The sequence below is a fragment of the Xanthomonas sp. F4 genome, from assembly GCF_011761895.1.
In genome coordinates, this window is sequence record NZ_JAASQX010000005.1 from 198,858 (window position 1) to 216,097 (window position 17,240).

At 71.4% G+C, this 17,240-nt stretch carries 18 protein-coding genes; 13 read left to right on the plus strand and 5 right to left on the minus strand.

The window, feature by feature from the left end:
* Positions 1–32 precede the first annotated feature (32 nt).
* Entirely contained in the window at positions 33–809 is a 777-nt protein-coding gene (gene xth, locus FHR66_RS16575; protein WP_160969532.1) for an exodeoxyribonuclease III, read from the plus strand.
* Positions 806–1,237, plus strand: a complete 432-nt coding sequence (locus FHR66_RS16580) for a GFA family protein (RefSeq protein ID WP_160969530.1) — start codon at positions 806–808, stop codon at positions 1,235–1,237. Before xth ends, FHR66_RS16580 begins: the two co-directional genes overlap by 4 nt.
* A gap of 64 nt (positions 1,238–1,301) precedes the next feature.
* On the opposite strand, the gene FHR66_RS16585 is transcribed toward FHR66_RS16580, so the two are convergent.
* The gene (locus tag FHR66_RS16585; RefSeq protein WP_017908994.1) at positions 1,302–1,553 is read right to left on the minus strand and encodes a GlsB/YeaQ/YmgE family stress response membrane protein; all 252 of its coding nucleotides are present in this window, start codon (positions 1,551–1,553) and stop codon (positions 1,302–1,304) included.
* A gap of 129 nt (positions 1,554–1,682) precedes the next feature.
* Here FHR66_RS16585 and FHR66_RS16590 point away from each other — a divergent pair, with 129 nt between their 5' ends.
* The 11 genes from FHR66_RS16590 (at position 1,683) to FHR66_RS16640 (ending at position 11,044) form a co-directional block, all read left to right on the plus strand.
* Positions 1,683–2,324 carry a 4'-phosphopantetheinyl transferase superfamily protein gene (locus tag FHR66_RS16590; protein ID WP_160969528.1) on the plus strand — a complete coding sequence of 214 codons (642 nt, stop codon included), beginning with the start codon at positions 1,683–1,685 and terminating at the stop codon, positions 2,322–2,324.
* 46 nt (positions 2,325–2,370) lie between these two features.
* Entirely contained in the window at positions 2,371–3,012 is a 642-nt protein-coding gene (gene rsmG, locus FHR66_RS16595; RefSeq protein WP_160969527.1) for a 16S rRNA (guanine(527)-N(7))-methyltransferase RsmG, read from the plus strand.
* A gap of 89 nt (positions 3,013–3,101) precedes the next feature.
* The gene (locus FHR66_RS16600; protein ID WP_160969525.1) at positions 3,102–3,899 is read left to right on the plus strand and encodes a ParA family protein; all 798 of its coding nucleotides are present in this window, start codon (positions 3,102–3,104) and stop codon (positions 3,897–3,899) included.
* Complete coding sequence (locus FHR66_RS16605) at positions 3,899–4,819, plus strand: ParB/RepB/Spo0J family partition protein (RefSeq protein WP_160969523.1); 921 nt, start codon at positions 3,899–3,901, stop codon at positions 4,817–4,819. Before FHR66_RS16600 ends, FHR66_RS16605 begins: the two co-directional genes overlap by 1 nt.
* 36 nt (positions 4,820–4,855) lie before the next feature.
* Positions 4,856–5,164: a helix-hairpin-helix domain-containing protein gene (locus FHR66_RS16610; RefSeq protein ID WP_017908743.1), complete on the plus strand. Its 309-nt coding sequence runs from the start codon at positions 4,856–4,858 to the stop codon at positions 5,162–5,164.
* A 40-nt stretch (positions 5,165–5,204) separates the two neighbouring features.
* On the plus strand, positions 5,205–5,930 hold the full coding sequence (locus FHR66_RS16615) for a suppressor of fused domain protein (protein WP_160969521.1): 726 nt from the start codon (positions 5,205–5,207) through the stop codon (positions 5,928–5,930).
* A 58-nt stretch (positions 5,931–5,988) separates the two neighbouring features.
* Entirely contained in the window at positions 5,989–6,954 is a 966-nt protein-coding gene (locus FHR66_RS16620; RefSeq protein WP_160969519.1) for an NAD-dependent epimerase/dehydratase family protein, read from the plus strand.
* Positions 6,955–7,040: 86 nt separating this feature from the next.
* Positions 7,041–7,763, plus strand: a complete 723-nt coding sequence (locus FHR66_RS16625) for a glycosyltransferase family 2 protein (RefSeq protein WP_010342743.1) — start codon at positions 7,041–7,043, stop codon at positions 7,761–7,763.
* A 1-nt stretch (position 7,764) separates the two neighbouring features.
* Entirely contained in the window at positions 7,765–8,106 is a 342-nt protein-coding gene (locus FHR66_RS16630) for a lipid-A-disaccharide synthase N-terminal domain-containing protein (RefSeq protein WP_048491144.1), read from the plus strand.
* A gap of 236 nt (positions 8,107–8,342) precedes the next feature.
* Entirely contained in the window at positions 8,343–8,873 is a 531-nt protein-coding gene (locus FHR66_RS16635; protein WP_237475421.1) for an REP-associated tyrosine transposase, read from the plus strand.
* A 356-nt stretch (positions 8,874–9,229) separates the two neighbouring features.
* Positions 9,230–11,044 (plus strand): DUF885 domain-containing protein, encoded by a 1,815-nt coding sequence (locus tag FHR66_RS16640; protein ID WP_202394915.1) that lies wholly within the window; start codon positions 9,230–9,232, stop codon positions 11,042–11,044.
* Positions 11,045–11,101: 57 nt separating this feature from the next.
* On the opposite strand, the gene FHR66_RS16645 is transcribed toward FHR66_RS16640, so the two are convergent.
* From FHR66_RS16645 to FHR66_RS16660, 4 genes are read right to left on the minus strand one after another with little or no spacing between them, the layout of a single operon-like run.
* Positions 11,102–14,311: an efflux RND transporter permease subunit gene (locus FHR66_RS16645; RefSeq protein WP_160969517.1), complete on the minus strand. Its 3,210-nt coding sequence runs from the start codon at positions 14,309–14,311 to the stop codon at positions 11,102–11,104.
* A gap of 10 nt (positions 14,312–14,321) precedes the next feature.
* The gene (locus FHR66_RS16650; RefSeq protein ID WP_160969515.1) at positions 14,322–15,518 is read right to left on the minus strand and encodes an efflux RND transporter periplasmic adaptor subunit; all 1,197 of its coding nucleotides are present in this window, start codon (positions 15,516–15,518) and stop codon (positions 14,322–14,324) included.
* Positions 15,515–16,768: a TolC family protein gene (locus FHR66_RS16655; RefSeq protein WP_160969513.1), complete on the minus strand. Its 1,254-nt coding sequence runs from the start codon at positions 16,766–16,768 to the stop codon at positions 15,515–15,517. Before FHR66_RS16655 ends, FHR66_RS16650 begins: the two co-directional genes overlap by 4 nt.
* Positions 16,769–16,824: 56 nt before the next feature.
* Complete coding sequence (locus tag FHR66_RS16660; RefSeq protein ID WP_160969511.1) at positions 16,825–17,163, minus strand: hypothetical protein; 339 nt, start codon at positions 17,161–17,163, stop codon at positions 16,825–16,827.
* Positions 17,164–17,240 lie beyond the last annotated feature (77 nt).

Sequence of the window (17,240 nt, forward strand, 5' to 3'; positions counted from 1 at the left end):
ATAGCGGCCGGCTTCCCCGTCCCGGATTTCCCTTGAAGATCGCCAGCTGGAACGTCAACTCGCTCAACGTGCGCCTGCCGCACCTGCAACAGTGGCTGGCCGCGTTCGCGCCGGACGTGGTCGGGATCCAGGAGACCAAGCTGGAAGACCACAAGTTTCCCGACACCGCGCTGGCCGAGGCCGGCTACCGCAGCGTGTTCGCCGGGCAGAAGACCTACAACGGCGTGGCGATCCTGTCGCGCCTGCCGATCAGCGACATACAGATCGGCGTGCCGGGCCTGGAGGACGAGCAGAAGCGCGCCATCGCCGCCACCGTCGGCGACCTGCGCATCGTCAATCTGTACGTGGTCAACGGCCAGGACGTGGGCACCGACAAGTACGCCTACAAGCTGCGCTGGCTGGAAGCGGTACATGCCTGGCTGGCCGACGAACTGCAGCGGCATCCGCGGCTGGTGGTGCTGGGCGATTTCAACATCGCCCCGGACGCGCGCGACGTGCACGACCCGCTGGTGTGGAGCGACAACCACATCCTCACCTCCACCGCCGAGCGCGGTGCCCTGCACAAGCTGCTCGCGCTCGGCCTGCACGACGGCTTCCGCCTGCACCACCCCGACGGCGGCATCTTCAGCTGGTGGGATTACCGCCAGGCCGGTTTCCGTCGCGACCTGGGCCTGCGCATCGACCTGACCCTGGTGTCCGATTCGCTGAAGGCGCACACCCGTGGCGCTGGCATCGACCGCGAGCCGCGCAGCTGGGACCGTCCCAGCGACCACGCGCCGGCCTGGGTCGAGCTGGAGCCGGCGGCATGAGCGAGCGCCATGTGCGCCGCTGCATCGACAAGGTCGGCGATACCGCGATCGCGCCGCTGCATCGGCTCAGCTGCCACTGCGGTGCGGTGCAGATCGACCTGGAACTGCCGCACGGCATCGTCGACCCGCGCCGCTGCAACTGCTCGCTGTGCCGGCGCCGCGGCGCCATCGTCGCCTCGGTGCCGCTGGCGGCCCTGCATATCCGCCAGGGCGAGCAGGCGCTGCGCCTGTACCAGTTCCACACCCACACCGCGCAGCATTACTTCTGCGGCACCTGCGGGATCTACACGCATCATCGGCGCCGTTCCGATCCCAGCCTGTACGGCTATAACGTCGGCTGCCTGGAGGGCGTGGACCCATACGCGCTGACCATCGCGGTGCCGGTCGAGGACGGCGTGCGGCATCCGGCCGACCGCGCTGCGCCGTGAGCCGGGCCGAAAACGCAAAACGCCCGGCGAACCGGGCGTTTGCGCAAGCGGCGAGGGCGCTGCGTCAGCGCGCGCGGCCGCGGGTGAACAGGTTGACGATCGCCAGCAGGATGATGGCGCCGATCAACGAGTACAGGAACGTCCACAGGGTGATCGCCTGGTTGATGCCGCCGCCGAACAGCCAGCCGGCGATCAGCGCGCCGACGATGCCGACCACGATATTCAGGATGATGCCCTGCTGTGCGTCACGGCGCATGATGATGCTGGCCAGCCAGCCCACGATGCCGCCGACGATCAACCAGATGATGATGCCCATGCGTCAGACTCCTCGGTTCGGTCCGCACCAGAAGCGGTGGGGTGGGCGCCATTTAAGGAGCGCCGCCGTGAAGCGGCCGTATAACGCCGGCAGCACCGCGCAGTGGCCATTACAGTTTGTGGCGACGGCGTGAGCGAGTCCGCACCCCCGCCTGTCGCCGTTGCCGCCGAAGCACCGGACTGGCGTTTCGGCCCGGTGGCGCTGTGGCTGCGTCCGCATCCGCCGCGCACCTCCGGCGAGGCGCAGGCGCGGCGCCTGCTGGCCGGGGAGCTGGCGGTGCCGGCGGCGCAGTTGCCGCTGCGCCGCGACGCCCGCGGCCGGCCCGGGCTGCACGCACCGCTGGCGCACGTGGACACCGGCTGGAGCCACAGCGGCGATTATCTGCTGGTGGCGGTCGCCACGCACGCGCGGCTGGGCGTGGACATCGAGCGCCAGCGGCCGCGGCCGCGCCTGCTGGAACTGGCGCAGCGCTTCTTCCACCCGGAGGAGGTCGCGCTGCTGGCCGCGCTGGCGGCGCCGGCACGCGAGGCGGTGTTTTTCCGCCTGTGGTGCGCCAAGGAGGCGCTGCTCAAGGCGCACGGCCATGGCATCGCCTTCGGCCTGCATCGGCTGCGCTTTGCCGAGGACGCCAGCGGCGCGCTGCGCCTGGTCTGGTGCGACCCGGGGCTGGGCGCGGCCGAGGCCTGGCACCTGTACGAATGGGAGGCCGCGCCCGGCTATCGGGCTGCGCTGGCCTGGTGCGCTGAGGTGCCGGTCGAGACCGCGTCCTAGCGCAGCGCGCGTCTCGGGCAGCGGCGCCACCTGCGATAATCCGCCGATGACCGATGCCCCTCTTCCCGATTCCGTCCGTGTCGCGCTCGAGCAGGGCCTGCACGCGCAAGGCCTGGACGCCGCCGCGCTGGCGCCACCGCTGCTGGCCTACCTGGCGCTGCTGACGCGCTGGAACCGCACCTACAACCTGACCGCGATCCGCGACCCGCACGAGATGGTGACCCGCCATCTGCTGGATTCGCTGGCCATGCAGCCGTTCGCCCAGGAGGGCGCGCTGGCCGACCTGGGTACCGGTCCCGGACTGCCCGGGATCCCGCTGGCGATCGCGCGGCCGCAGCTGCGGGTGACCCTGGTGGAGAGCAACGGCAAGAAGGCGCGGTTCCTGCGCGAGGCGGTGCGCCAGCTGCGCCTGGACAACGCGCGGGTGGCCGAGTCGCGCGCCGAGGCGCTGGACGAGCCCGGCGCCTACGACCTGCTGACCGCGCGCGCGCTGGATACGCTGGCCGGCATCGTCGCCGTCGGCGGCCACCTGCTGCGCCCGGGCGGGCGCCTGCTGGCGATGAAGGGCGTACGCCCGGACGAGGAGATCGCCGCGCTGCCACCGGGCTGGGTGGCGCCGACGGTGCACCCGCTGCAGGTCCCCGGCCTGGGCGCCGACCGCCACCTGGTGGTGGTCGAGCGCGGTTGAGCGGCGGCCGCGGCCGGCCCCGATTTCCGCCATGGGGGGCTGTGACCGCATAATGCCCGGTCCCACCCCATCGCCGACGAGGCTCCCGCATGGCCCGCATCATCGCCATCGCCAACCAGAAGGGCGGCGTCGGCAAGACCACCACCGCGGTCAACCTGGCCGCGTCGCTGGCGCGGCAGTCGCAGCGCGTCCTGCTGGTGGACCTGGACTCGCAGGGCAATGCGACGATGGGCAGCGGCATCGACAAGCGCGAGCTGGCTGCCTCCACCTGCGACGTGCTGCTCGGCGAGAGCAGCGCCGAACAGATCCGGGTGACCGCGCCGGAAGGCTTCGACCTGCTGCCGGGCAACATCGATCTCACCGCCGCCGAGATCCAGCTGATGGACCAGCCGGCGCGCGAGCAGCGGCTGAAGACCGCGCTGGCGCCGCTGCGCGAGGCCTACGACTTCATCCTGATCGACTGCCCGCCGGCGCTGTCGCTGCTGACCCTGAACGCGCTGACCGCCGCCGATTCGGTGATCGTGCCGATGCAGTGCGAGTACTACGCGCTGGAAGGGCTGACCGCGCTGCTGGAAACCATCGAGGCCCTGCGCGCCGAACTGAATCCGGCGCTGGAGATCGAAGGCGTGCTGCGGACCATGTTCGACGTGCGCAACAACCTGGCCAACGCGGTGTCGGCGGAGCTGACCAACCACTTCGGCGACAAGGTGTTCCGCACCATCGTGCCGCGCAACGTGCGCCTGGCCGAGGCGCCCAGCCATGGCCAGAGCATCGTCGGCTACGACCGCACCTCGCGCGGCGGCGTCGCCTACCTGGGACTGGCCGGCGAGATCGTGCGCCGCCGCAACGAACGCAATCGGCCGGTGCCGGCCATGGAGACGTACTGATGAGTGCCAAGCCCCCCGCCCTCGGAGCGAAGAAGCGCGGCCTCGGCCGTGGCCTGGAAGCGCTGCTGGGGCCGAAGGGCGCGGCCGCGCCGGCGCCCACCGCCGAGCTGCAGCCGGGCGAGAGCCTGCGCCGCCTGCCGGTTGGGCAACTGCAGCCGGGCAAGTACCAGCCGCGCCAGGAAATGGACGAGGCCAAGCTGCAGGAGCTGGCCGAGTCGATCAAGGCGCAGGGCGTGATCCAGCCGATCGTCGCCCGCGAACTGGCGCCGGGCAGCTTCGAGATCGTCGCCGGCGAGCGTCGCTGGCGCGCCTCGCAGCTGGCTGGCCTCAGCGACGTGCCGGTGGTGGTGCGCGAGCTCGACGACCGCACCGTCATCGCCATGGCGCTGATCGAGAACATCCAGCGCGAGGACCTCAATCCGCTGGAAGAGGCGCAGGCGCTGCAGCGGCTGATCGACGAATTCTCGCTGACCCACGCCGAGGCCGCCGAGGCCGTCGGCCGCTCGCGCGCCTCGGTGTCCAACCTGCTGCGCCTGCTGGAACTGCCGCCGGCGATCCGCGCGCTGCTGGAAGCGCGGCGCCTGGAGATGGGCCATGCGCGTGCCTTGCTGACGCTGTCGCCGGAGCTGGCCAGTCGCCTGGCCTCCGACGCCGCCGACCAGGGCTGGTCGGTGCGCGAGGTCGAGCACCGCGCGCAGCAGTTCGCCGCCGGCAAGGTGCCGAGCAACCGCAAGGCCAAGCCGGCGCGCACCGCGCCGCAGGCCGACATCGCCTCGCTGGAGACCGAGCTGTCCGAGTCGCTGGGCACCAAGGTGTCCATCGCTCACGGCCGCGGCGGCAAGGGCAAGCTGGTGATCCACTACACCGACCTGGACACGCTGGACGGCGTGCTCGAGAAACTGCGTCCGCGGCAGGCCTGAGCGCCGCCGCCCGCGTCCGCCAGGACCGCCTTCGCCATGCATCCCAGTAAGGTCGACCGCCACCATCTGCTGCGCCTGACCGACCTGCCCAACGTCGGGCCGGCCTGCGAGAAGGACCTGCGCCTGATCGGCATCCGCGTGCCCGCGCACCTGCAGGGCCGCGATCCCTACGATATGTACGCGCAGTTGTGCCTGCGCACCGGCGTGGTCCACGACCACTGCGTGATCGACGTGTTCCTGTCGATCGTGCGCTTCATGCAGGGCGAGACGCCGCGCCCGTGGTGGGAATTCAGCAAGGAGCGCAAGGCGGCGCTGGCCAAAGACGCGCCGCTGACCTTGCGCTGAGGCCGCGCGCCGCGGCGCGGGCCAGCAACCGGAGCATTGCATGAGCAACGAGGATACGCAGATCAGCCCGGGCGGTAGCCCGATCCTGCAGCATCGCGAGGAAAAGCCGTTCGCACCGGCGCGCGGCGACTCCTGCATCGAGCAGATCGGCGCGCACATCGAACGCCACCTGGGGCCGGTCGCCGGTGTGCTGCACGAGATCATCTCCGACACCGTGCACCTGGACGTGCACGTGGTGCCGGCGACGGCGGAAGCGCCGTACCTGCGGCTGGTGACCTCGGGCATGAGCGACCTGCCGATGGTCCTGCCCGAGGGCGTGGAGGCGCCGCGCTTCATGGAGCTGATGCTGACCTTGCCGCCCGACTGGCCGATCACCCAGGACGACTTCCAGGACGAGCGCCACTACTGGCCGGTGCGCCTGCTCAAGACCCTGGCGCGACTGCCGCACAAGTACGACACCTGGCTGGGGTTCGGCCACACCGTGCCCAATGGTGACCCGGCCGAGCCGTACGCGCCCGGCGTCGGCTTCGACGGCGCGATCGTGCTGCCGCCGGTGAGCACCCCGGAGGCGTTTGCGGAGCTGGTCATCGATGCCGACAAGACCATCGCGTTCATGACCCTGGTGCCGCTGTATCCGGAGGAAATGGCGCTCAAGCTGAAGAAGGGCGCCGAGGCGCTGCTGGACCGCTTCGACGCCAAGGGGCTGCAGGACGTGATCGACCCCGCCCGGCCCAATGTCGCGCGCAAGCGCTTCGGGCTGTTCTGACCCGCTGCTCCGCCCCGCGCCCCGCGCACGCCGTTCCACGCTTTCCAGGACCTCCGCCATGCCCATTCTCGTCACCGGCGCTGCCGGCTTCATCGGCGCCCATACCGTTCGCGCGCTGCGTGCCGCCGGGCAACTGGTGGTGGGCCTGGACAACTACAACGACTACTACGACCCGCAGCTCAAGCGCGACCGCGTTGCCGCGCTGTGCGCGAACGCGGACATCCGCACCCTGGACCTGACCGATCGCGACGGCCTGGCCGCGCTGTTCGACGAGGTGCAGCCGACCCGCGTGGTGCACCTGGCCGCGCAGGCCGGAGTGCGCTATTCGCTGCAGAACCCCTACGCCTATGTCGACAGCAATCTGGTCGGCTTCGTCAACATGCTGGAGCTGTGCCGGCATCGTGGTGTGGAGCACCTGGTCTATGCGTCCAGCAGCTCGGTGTACGGCGATTCGGCGACGCCGCCGTTCTCCGAGGACCAGCGCATCGACCAGCCGCGCTCGCTGTACGCGGCGACCAAGGCCGCCAACGAGCTGATGGCGCACACCTATGCGCAGCTGTACGGCCTGCGCGCCACCGGGCTGCGCTTCTTCACCGTGTACGGCCCCTGGGGCCGCCCGGACATGGCGCCGCTGCTGTTCAGCCGTGCGGTACTGGCCGGGCGCCCGATCGAGGTGTTCAACCATGGCCGCATGCGCCGCGACTTCACCTTCGTCGCCGACATCGTCGCCGGCGTGCTCGGCGCCCTCGAACACCCCTCCACCGAGCCGGTGCCGCACCGCGTGTTCAACCTCGGCAATCACACCCCGGTGGAACTGGAGCACTTCATCGCGGTGATCGAGGCCGCCGCCGGGCGCAGCGCCCAAAAACAGTACCGACCGATGCAGCCGGGCGACATGATCGAGACGATGGCCGATACTGCACGGGCCCAGGCCGCGTTCGGCTTCGATCCGAGCACCCCGATCGAGGTCGGCCTGCCGCAGGTGGTGGCCTGGTGCCGGGAGTACTTCGGCGCCGCCGCCTGACGCTTCATCCGCGGATCATCGGTCCGCGGCACAATGCCTGCCGCTTTTTCCCCCACGCGCGCCCCGCGCCCAGCCCTGCCGAATCCATGAGCCAGCTCTCCCTCTCCGTCGTCGTCCCGGTGTTCAACGAGCGCGACAACGTGCCGCCGCTGGTCGCCGAGATCGTCGCCGCGCTGCGTGGCACGATCGATTTCGAGATCGTCTACGTCGACGATCATTCGCGCGACGACACCCTGGCGGTGCTCGAAGGGCTGAAGGCCTCCACGCCGGAGTTGCGCGTGCTGCACCACGTCAGCCAGAGCGGGCAGAGCACGGCGGTGCGCAACGGCGTCAAGGCCGCGCGCGGGCTGTGGATCGCCACCCTCGACGGCGACGGCCAGAACGACCCGGCCGACATTCCCAAGCTGCTGGCCGCGCGCCAGGCAGCCGAGCCGCTGGTCAAGCTGTTCGCCGGCTGGCGGGTGTCGCGGCAGGATTCGGGCAGCAAGCGCTGGGCGTCGAAGTGGGCCAACGCGATCCGCGCACGCATGCTGCGCGACGACACCCCTGACACCGGCTGCGGCATCAAGCTGTTCGAGCGCGAGGCGTTCCTGGACCTGCCGTACTTCGACCACATGCACCGCTACCTGCCGGCACTGATGCAGCGCGCCGGCTGGCAGACCCTGAGCGTGCCGGTGAACCATCGCCACCGCACCTCGGGCGTGTCCAAGTACAACAACCTCAACCGCGCCCTGGTCGGCATCCGCGATCTGCGCGGCGTGGCCTGGCTGATCGCCCGCAGCCGCCGCACCGCAGTGCAGGAGCGCTGAGATGGACGCGCATTTCCTCAACGAACCGATCCAGGCGCTGTACTGGACCGGGCTGCACGTCACCGGCTGGAAGCTGATCGGCTACGTCGGCGCGCTGATGTTCGGCGGCCGCTGGCTGGTGCAGTTCGTCGCCTCCAAGCGCGCCGGCAAGCCGGTGATCCCGCGCCTGTTCTGGTACATGAGCGTGGTCGGCAGCCTGATGACGCTGAGCTACTTCATGTTCTCGGCCAAACAGGACTCGGTCGGCGTGCTGCAGAACCTGTTCCCCGCCTTCACCGCGTTCTACAGCCTGTACCTGGACATCAAGCACCGCGGCTGGCGCCGCGACCGCGCCTCGCATTGAGCGCGGCGCGCCGGCGCGGGATCGCAGACGGCGCGTAACACCTTCCGATCGCGACCTTGCAACTGTGGGAGGGACTTCAGTCCCGACGCATGACTCCTCCACGTCTCGGTAGTCCTGCCCGCCACTGCATCCGGTAGCGAGTACCGGATTTCTGACGCTGCGCCCGCGCGTTTTCCCACGCCTACACCGGTCGATTTCCGATGGTGTGGACTGAGCCACCCTGTAACCCTGGTGCCATGCACACCAGACTTCCAAAAGGCTACCGCGCGCTGCGTGCAGGGCGCTGGAGCGAGACCGGACGCATCTACCTGGTCACCACCGTGACCTGGCAGCGCCAGCGCCTGTTCGAGGACTGGCGCTGCGCCTGGGCGGTCGCATCCTGCCTGGGCCATGCCGATACCTGGGCCGGCGCGCAGCTTCTGTGCTGGGTGTTGATGCCCGATCACTGGCATGGCCTGATCGTGCTCGAGCGCGCTGCCGCGCTGCCGACCGTCATGCGCGACGCCAAGGGCCGCGCCGCGAGGGCGGCCAATCATGCGCGTGGCCGCGGCGGCGCCGTATGGATGGATGGGTTTCACGATCGTGCACTGCGCGACGAGCGGCAGTTGCTGCCGGCAGCGCGCTACATCGTCGCCAACCCGTTGCGCGCCGGTCTGGTGCGCCGGGTCGGCGACTATCCGTATTGGGATGCGGTTTGGCTGTGTTCGCCCGCAAGCGCTGCCGCACCGTGCGCGGCATCCTGTTCTGATGCATGTGCGACGGCTTGATGCCGTGCACACAGGTGTTGAGGACTGCGGTTGCATGGTCGATGTGCGCACTAACAGGACTGCGACCTTTGCAATGGCTGCAGGTTGCTGCTGGGGGCTGTCGCAGGCGGAGCGATCGCGCGTCGGGACTGAAGTCCCTCCCACATGGGAAGCCATTCTGCGCAGCCGCAGCCGACCATAGCTAGAGCTGTCATAGCCTAGCTAGACCAGCACCGCCGTCCCTGCGGCTGCAGCACGGTCCAACTGCGATGAGGCGCATTTCCGTTCCTTGCCTCGCCCACACAGGACTTCCGGCCCACCCGCCAAGCAGGGTGGGGATGCGATGATCGACGATCCGTTCCTGCCGTGTGCCGCCCATGCCGATGTTCGCCAAGACCCCACTGGCCGCTTCCCTGCTGCTCGCGCTCGCCGTCGCTGCGCCCGCGCTGGCCGCACCGCCGGCGTCGCCGACGTCCGGCGCAGCGCCGGCCACGGCTGCTGCCAGCGCCGCCGATGCACGCTTCCAGGCCATCTACGAGAAGGAGTGGGCCTGGCGCCAGGCGCAGCTCGGCCAGGCCGACGAGGACAGCGACAGCAGCGGCGACAACCGTCGTCTGCCCGACGTCGGCGCCGCCGCGCAGGCAGCGCGCTTGCAGGTGTGGGAGGACGTGCTGCGGCAGTTGGACATGCTCGATGCGGCCCAGCTTTCGCCGGAGAACCAGGTGAACCTGGCGGTGTACCGGCCGCAGGTGGAGAACCTGGCCGCCTCGGTGCGGCTGCGCGCCTACGAGATGCCGTTCAACTCCGACAGCGCGTTCTGGTCGGACCTGGCGTTCATGGCCCGGCGCAACCTGCGCACTGCAGACGAGTACCGCGCCTATATCGCGCGGCTGGAGGACGTGCCGCGCTACTTCGCGCAGCAGACCGACAACATGCGCGCCGGGCTCAAGCGCGGCTTCAGCGTGCCGCGTGCGGTGCTCGATGGCCGCGACGGCGCCATCGCCAATGTGGCCGAACTGAAGGATCCGACCGCGGCGGTGCTGTACACGCCGTTCAAGCAGATGCCGGCGCAGATTCCCGCCGCCGAGCAGGCGCAACTGCGCGCGCAGGCGCAGGCGGCGCTGCGCGACAAGGTGATCCCGGCCTACGCGCAGCTGCTGACCTTCTATCGCCAGGAGTACATGCCGCAGGCGCGCACCACGCTGGCCGCCGAAGCCCTGCCCGACGGCAAGGCCTTCTACCGGCAGCAGATCCGCGAGTACACCACGCTGGACATGGATCCCGAGCAGATCCATCAGCTCGGCCTGCGCGAGGTGGCGCGGATCCAGAAGGAGATGGACGCGATCATCCAGCAGGTCGGCTTCCAGGCGCCGGCCGGGCAGAAGACCTTCCCGGCGTTCCTGCAGTTCCTGCGCACCGATCCGCAGTTCTACGTGAAGACCCCGCAGGAGCTGCTCGATCGCGCCGCGTGGATCGCCAAGCGGGTGGATGGCGAGGTCGGCAAGTTCATCGGCACGCTGCCGCGCGGGCGCTTCACCATCGTGCCGGTGCCGGCGGACATCGCGCCGTTCTGGACCGCCGGCCGCGGTGGTGTCGGCACCTACTGGCTCAACACCTACGACCTGCCGTCGCGGCCGCTGTACAACCTGCCGGCGCTGACCCTGCACGAATCCTCGCCGGGCCATTCGCTGCAGGGCGCGCTGGCCGAGGAACAGGGCGCGCAGCCGGCGTTCCGCCGCGAGAACTACATCTCCGCCTACGGCGAGGGCTGGGCGCTGTACACCGAGAAGCTGGGCAAGGAGATGGGCATCTACGCCACGCCCTACGAGGACTTCGGCCGGCTCAGCTACGAGATGTGGCGCGCCTGCCGCCTGGTGATCGATACCGGCGTGCACCACAAGGGCTGGACCCGCGCGCAGGCGCAGGCCTATCTGCGCGAGCGCACCGCGCTCAGCGAGCACGAGGTCACCACCGAGGTCGACCGCTACATCTCCTGGCCGGGCCAGGCGCTGAGCTACAAGCTCGGCGAGCTGACCATCCTCGACCTGCGCGCCGAGGCCGAGCGCGAACTCGGCCCGGACTTCGACATCAAGTCCTTCCACGACGCGGTGCTGCAGCAGGGTTCGGTGCCGCTGCCGGTGTTGCAGCAGCAGATCCGCGCCTACATCGCCGCGCGTAAGAAGAAGGCCTGACGTCCGCCGCACCGGCCGGCGCCGCTTCCCGCGGGAAGCGCGCCGGACTGTGCGGGATCAGCCGGCCACGCGCGGACCGGCGATGCGCGCGGCGAACGTCGGCAGCACCAGCAGGGTCAGCGCGGTGGCGGTGAGCAGCCCGCCGATCACCACCGTTGCCAGCGGTTTCTGCACCTCCGCCCCGGCGCCGCTGGCGATGGCCATCGGCAGGAAGCCGACGATCGCCACCAGCGCGGTGGTCAGCACCGCGCGCAGGCGGCTGGCCGCGCCGTCGATCGCGGCCTGCCACGGCGCCTCGCCAGCCTGGCGGCGCTCGCCGATGGCCTGCATCAACACCAGCCCGTTCAAGGTCGCCACGCCGGACACGGCAATGAAGCCGACCGCCGCCGAGACCGAGAACGGCATGCCGCGCAGCAGCAGGGCGAGGATGCCGCCGACCAGCGCCAGCGGCACGCAGCCGAACACCAGCAACGCTTCCCTGGCGTTGCGCAGGGCCATGAACAGCAGGCTGCCGATCAGCAGGAACACCACCGGCACCACCATCGCCAGGCGCCGTTCGGCACGCTGCAGGTTCTCGAACTGCCCGCCCCAGCGCAGGTAGGCGCCCGGCGGCAGCGCTACTTCGGCCACCGCCGCCTGCGCTGCGGCGACGAAGCCGCCCAGGTCGCGACCGCGCACGTTGGCCTGCACCACCACGCGGCGGCTGCCGTTGTCGCGGCTGATCTGGTTCGGTCCTTCGCTGACGTCGATCCGCGCCACCGAGGACAACGGAATCACCTGCCCGGCCGGCGTGGCGATCGGCAGTGCGGCCAGTTGGTCCGGATCGTTGCGCGCGGCATCGTCCAGCCGCACCACCACGTCGAAGCGGCGGTCGCCCTCGAAGATGCGCCCGGCCGCGGCGCCGCCGATGCCGGTACTCACCGCCTCGCTGACGTCGGCCGCGGTCAGCCCGAGTTGCGCGGCCGCGACGTGGTCGATGCGCACGTTGAGCGTGGGCAGGCCGGCGACCTGTTCCACCCGCACGTCGGCGGCGCCGGGCACCGCGCGCAGTTTCAGCGCCACCTGGTCGGCGGTGGCGCGCAGGCGCTGCATGTCGTCGCCGAACACCATCACCGCCAGGTCGGTACGCACGCCGGAGATCAACTCGTTGAAACGCAGCTCGATCGGTTGGCTGAACTCCACGCCGTTGCCCAGCTGCTGCCCGGCCAGTTGTTCCAGGCGTTCCACCAGCGCTTCCTTGTGCAATGCCGGATCGGGCCACTGCGCGCGTGGCTTCAGCATGATCACGCTGTCGGAGATGTTGGTCGGCATCGGGTCGATCGCCGCCTCGGCGGTGCCGGTGCGCGAGAACACCGCCGCCACCTCAGGCTGCCGGGCGATGGCCGTCTCCAGTGCCAGCTGCATCGCCAGCGACTGCTCCAGCGAGGTCGAGGGCACGCGCAACGCCTGCATCGCCACGTTGCCTTCGTCCAGCGTCGGCATGAACTCGCGGCCCAGCAGCGTGAATGCGCCCACGCCGAGCACGCCCATCAGCGCCACGCCAGCGGCCACCGTGCGCGGACGCGCGACCGCGCCGCCGATCAGCGGTTGCAGGCGCCGCCGCAGCCGGCCGATCAGCCAGGTCTCGTGCTCGCCGGCGTGGTCCGGGGTCGCATCGGCGCGCGGCGCCGGCTCGCGCACCAGTAGCGCGGCCATCGCCGGCACGAAGGTGAAGGAGAACAGGAACGCGCCGACCAGGGCCAGCATGAAGGTCGCCGCCATCGGCTGGAACGTTTTGCCCTCCACACCCTCCAGGGTGAGGATCGGCGCGAACACCAGCAGGATGATCAACTGCCCGAACGCCGCCGGCCGCGCCATCTTGCGTGCCGCCTCGGCCGCCACGCCCAGGCGCTCGGCCGCGGTGAGGGCGCGGCCCAGCGCGGCGCGGCGCTGGCCCAACAGCAGCAGCGTCGACTCGACCACGATCACCGCGCCGTCGACCAGGATGCCGAAGTCCAGCGCGCCCAGGCTCATCAGGTTGCCGCTGATGCCGAAGCGCTGCATGCCGATCACCGCGAACAGGAACGACAACGGGATCACCAGCGCGGCGATCGCCGCCGCGCGCAGGTTGCCCAGCAGCAGGAACAGCACCACCACCACCAGCAACGCGCCTTCGGTGAGGTTCTTGGCCACCGTGCGGATGGTGGCGTTGACCAGCACGCTGCGGTCCAGCACCGGCATGGCGACGATGTCCGGCGGCAGCGTGGCGTTGACCTGCTGCAAGCGTGCGGCCGCGGCCTGCGCCACGGTGCGGCTGTTGTCGCCGGCGAGCATCAGCGCCGTGCCCAGCACCGCCTCGTGACCGTTGCGGCTGGCCGCGCCTAGGCGCGGCGCGCGGCCGGTCGCGACCTCGGCCACGTCGGCCACACGGATCACCACGCCATTGCGGGTGGCCACCGGTGCCTGTGCGAGATCGTCGGCACCCAGCGCCAGGCCGTCGGCACGCACCACCAGGCCTTCGCCGGCGCGCTGCACGAAGCCGGCGCCGGCCTGCACGTTGGCGCGCTGCAGGGCCGTCACCAGATCGGCCAGGCCCAGGCCATGTGCGGCCAGCCGCGCGGTGTCCGGATGCACGGCGTATTCCTTGACGTAGCCGCCGATCGTGTCGACCCCGGCCAGGCCCGGGCTGGAGCGCATCTGTGGCGCGATGATCCAGTCCTGCACGGTGCGCAGGTAGGTGGCGCGTTCCTGTGGCGTACGCAGCAGTTCGCCTTCCGGCGTGCGGTAGACCGCGCCGGCCTGCCAGCCCGCCGCGCCCGGCCGCGCCAGCCGGGCCGGGTCGAACGCGGTGAAGTCCACCGTCCACATCAGCACCTCGCCCAGGCCGGTGGTCACCGGCGACAGCCGCGGCGTCACGCCGTCGGGCAGATCCTCGGCCGCCTCGCGCATGCGCTCGGCCACCTGCTGGCGGGCGAAGTACAGGTCGGTGGCGTCGCTGAAGATCGCGGTGACCTGCGAGAAGCCGTTGCGCGACAGCGAGCGCGTGGTGACCAGGCCGGGAATGCCGGCCAGCGCCGTCTCCAGCGGATAGGTCACCTGGCGTTCGATCTGCTCGGGGGTCAGCGCCGGGGCGACGGTGTTGAGCTGCACCTGGCGGTTGGTGATGTCCGGGACCGCGTCGATCGGCAGCCGGCCCAACTGGTACAGGCCCCAGCCGGCGATCAGCGCGGCCAGGAACAGCACCAGCCAGCGCAGGCGCACCGCGGTGTCGATGATGAGAGTGAACATGGTCGCCTCCTCAGTGGCCGTGCTCGGCGTCGCCCTTGGCCAGTTCGGCCTTGAGCAGGAAGGCGTTGCGGCCGGCGATGCGTTCGCTGCCGCGCAACCCGTCGAGGATCTCGATGCGGTCGCCGGCGCGGCGTCCGGTCAGCACCGGCTGGGCGCGGAAGCCCTCGGCGACGGCGACGAACACCGCGCTGCGGCCTTCCACGGTCTGCACCGCGTCGGCCGGCACGCTCAGCGCGGTGTCCTGGCCTTCGGTGACGACCACCGCCGACACCGGCGACCCGGCCGGCGGCAGCGGCGCGGCGACCGGCATGGCGCGGATCACCGCGGCACCGCCCGGGGCGCGCAGGTCGGCGGTCGCCGCAGTGACCGTGGCGGCGAAACTGGCGCCTGGCGCGCTCACCTCCAGCGTCGTCCCCGGCGCGACCTGCGCCGCCAGTGCCGGCGGCGCGGCGAACACCAGTTCGTTCATGGCCGGATCGGTGACCTCGGCCACCACGCTGCCGGCCGCGACCACGCTGCCCGGGGTGACCTGCACCGCGCCAACCCGCCCGTCCAGCGGGCTGACGATGCGCACGCGGCCGCTGGCGTCGGGCGCGCCGTTGGCCGCAGCCTGCGCCTGTGCCGCCGCGGCCTGCGCACGCGCCGCCACGGCCCGCGCATGCGAGCTTTCCAGCTCCTGGCGGGCGACCACGCCCTGCGCGACCAGGGTCTGGTCGCGCGCATGCGCCAGCCGCGCGGCCTCGGCCTCGGCGCTGGCGGCCAGCGCATTGGCGCGGAACACCGCGGCCTCGCCGCTGACCACGATCGCCAGCGGCTGCCCGCGGCGCACCGTGCTGCCGGGCGCGACCAGCACGCGCTCGACGCGGCCGGTGATGCTCGCGGCCACCGCGGCGCGTGCACCCACCGCCGGTTCGACCCGGCCGGCCAGGCGAGTCGATGCGCCACCGCCGCGGCCGACCGCGACCACCTCGATCCCGGATGCGGCGCGTTGCTGCGGGGTCAGCCGTACCGTGTCGCCGGCATCGGCATCGGTATCGGACGTGTCGGCGCGCTCGCGCATGGCGTCCTCGCGTTCAGTGCCATGGCCGTGGGCATCGTCGGCCGCCGGGGCGGCCTGCTTGTCGCCGGCGCACGCGGCCAGCAGCAGTGCCAGCAGGAGCCCCAGCAGCAGGCAGCCGGCGCGGAAGATCGGACGGGACAGGTTCATTGGACCTCCATGAACGGCGCGCGCCCTTCCAGGCGGGCCAGCTCGATTTCTGCCGTGACCCGCGCCAGGCGGGCGTCCACGGCGATGCTGCGGGCGGCGATGAGCGCAGCACGGGTGCTGCGCAGTTCCAGTTGTGCGATGCGCCCGGCATCGAAGCCGATGCGGGCCAGGCGATAGGCCTCCTCCGCGGCCGCCACGCCGTCGTCGGCCGCGCGCGTGCGGCTACCGGCGGCCTTCAGCGTGGCGAGCGCGGCCAGGCGGTCGGCGGCGCTGGCGCGGCGTTGCTGGTCCAGCCGCGCCTCGGCCGCGCGCTGTTCGGCGCTGGCGGCACGGATGCCGCCGCGGTTGCGGTCGAACAGCGGCACGCTGAGGCTGACGCCGAGCGTGTAGGCGTGGGCGCGGTCCTCGCGGAAGCGGGTCTGCCCGGCGGTCAGGCTCAGGTCGGGCAGGGCGCGCTTGCGCTCCACCTCGACCAGGCGTGCGGCGGCCTCGGCCTCGGCGCTGGCGATGCGCACCGGCAGCGCCGCCGCCTCACGCGCGCGCGGCAGTGGGGGCGCGCGGTCGAGCAGGCCGGCGTCGATGGACTGCACCGGCGTCTCCAGCAGGGCGATCGCGGCCAGGCGCGCCAGCGCCGCGTCGCGGAATGCCTGCGCCTCGTCCACGGCGGCGCTGGCATCGGCCACCTCGCTGCGCGCCTGCACCGCACGCAGTTGCGGCTCGCGGCCCTGCGCGACCATCGCGGCCATCGCCGCCGCATCGTCGCGGGTCAGCGCCAGCGCCTGTTCGGCCAGGGCGGCGCGGCGCAACGCGGCCTCCGCCTGCGCGTAGGCCAGCGCCAGTTCGCCGGCGGCATCGCTGCGGCTCTGCGCGCCGCGCAACGCAGCGCTGTCGGCCTCGGCGCGTGCCGCGCGCACGCGTGCGCCGCGCTGGCCCCAGAGCTCCAGCGGCTGCGACAGGCTGAGCGTGGTTTCGGCCCGGCCCGTGCCGGCATAGGCGCCGGTGCCCCAGGCGTTTTCGGTGGAGTAGGACAGCGACGGGTTGGGCAGCGCACGGGCCTGTTCGGCGCGTGCGTCTGCGGCCTCGGCCAGCGCCGCGCCCACGCGGGTGCCGGGCAACTGGTCGAGGCGTTCGAGCAAGGTGTCGTAGGAAGGGGCGGTCTGCGCCATCGCCAGCGCGGCCGGGGCCAGGCCCAGCAGCACGGCGACGACCCGCCCGGCCGCGCGCGGCGGCCGACGTGTCGGAGTCGACATGAAGAAATTCCAGAGGTGAGGGAAACGGAAACCCGCGATCGCGGGACACGCTCAACTCACGCCCGGGGAGGTCGCTTCAATCCGTCCTGGACGAGACCGTCGGGTGCGGCCTCGCCGGCCTGCATCCAGCGCGCCGGTCGTGGCGCGCCGAGCATGGCGAGGGTGCTCGCCGGCAGGCTCAGATTCGAGTGGTGGCAATGATTGTGGCTGCAGCTGCCGGCGTGCTTGCCGTCGCTGTCGTCGCCATCGGCATGCGCCGCGGCGGGCGTGTGCACGGCGTCGGCGGACTCCGGCTCCAGCGCGCAGGCCAGCGCATCGGCCACCGGCACGACCACGAATGCCGCCAGCAGCAGCATCAGCAGGGAGGTACGCAGTGGTCGGAACAGGCGGCGCATGACCGGGGCAGGCTAGCAAGCCGATTCGGCCGGATACAATAGCAACGCCTGCCTGGTCCAGCGGCCCGGACCCGCAC

Coding starts and splice junctions, on each gene's coding strand:
- FHR66_RS16615 (WP_160969521.1), top strand. CDS start 5,205: ATGAGCAACGAGGATACGCAGATCAGCCCGGGCGGTAGCCCGATCCTG.
- FHR66_RS16650 (WP_160969515.1), bottom strand. CDS start 15,518: ATGAACCTGTCCCGTCCGATCTTCCGCGCCGGCTGCCTGCTGCTGGGG.
- FHR66_RS16655 (WP_160969513.1), bottom strand. CDS start 16,768: ATGTCGACTCCGACACGTCGGCCGCCGCGCGCGGCCGGGCGGGTCGTC.
- FHR66_RS16600 (WP_160969525.1), top strand. CDS start 3,102: ATGGCCCGCATCATCGCCATCGCCAACCAGAAGGGCGGCGTCGGCAAG.
- FHR66_RS16635 (WP_237475421.1), top strand. CDS start 8,343: ATGCACACCAGACTTCCAAAAGGCTACCGCGCGCTGCGTGCAGGGCGC.
- FHR66_RS16620 (WP_160969519.1), top strand. CDS start 5,989: ATGCCCATTCTCGTCACCGGCGCTGCCGGCTTCATCGGCGCCCATACC.
- rsmG (WP_160969527.1), top strand. CDS start 2,371: ATGACCGATGCCCCTCTTCCCGATTCCGTCCGTGTCGCGCTCGAGCAG.
- FHR66_RS16630 (WP_048491144.1), top strand. CDS start 7,765: ATGGACGCGCATTTCCTCAACGAACCGATCCAGGCGCTGTACTGGACC.
- FHR66_RS16625 (WP_010342743.1), top strand. CDS start 7,041: ATGAGCCAGCTCTCCCTCTCCGTCGTCGTCCCGGTGTTCAACGAGCGC.
- FHR66_RS16580 (WP_160969530.1), top strand. CDS start 806: ATGAGCGAGCGCCATGTGCGCCGCTGCATCGACAAGGTCGGCGATACC.
- FHR66_RS16605 (WP_160969523.1), top strand. CDS start 3,899: ATGAGTGCCAAGCCCCCCGCCCTCGGAGCGAAGAAGCGCGGCCTCGGC.
- FHR66_RS16660 (WP_160969511.1), bottom strand. CDS start 17,163: ATGCGCCGCCTGTTCCGACCACTGCGTACCTCCCTGCTGATGCTGCTG.
- FHR66_RS16645 (WP_160969517.1), bottom strand. CDS start 14,311: ATGTTCACTCTCATCATCGACACCGCGGTGCGCCTGCGCTGGCTGGTG.
- FHR66_RS16585 (WP_017908994.1), bottom strand. CDS start 1,553: ATGGGCATCATCATCTGGTTGATCGTCGGCGGCATCGTGGGCTGGCTG.
- FHR66_RS16640 (WP_202394915.1), top strand. CDS start 9,230: ATGCCGATGTTCGCCAAGACCCCACTGGCCGCTTCCCTGCTGCTCGCG.
- FHR66_RS16610 (WP_017908743.1), top strand. CDS start 4,856: ATGCATCCCAGTAAGGTCGACCGCCACCATCTGCTGCGCCTGACCGAC.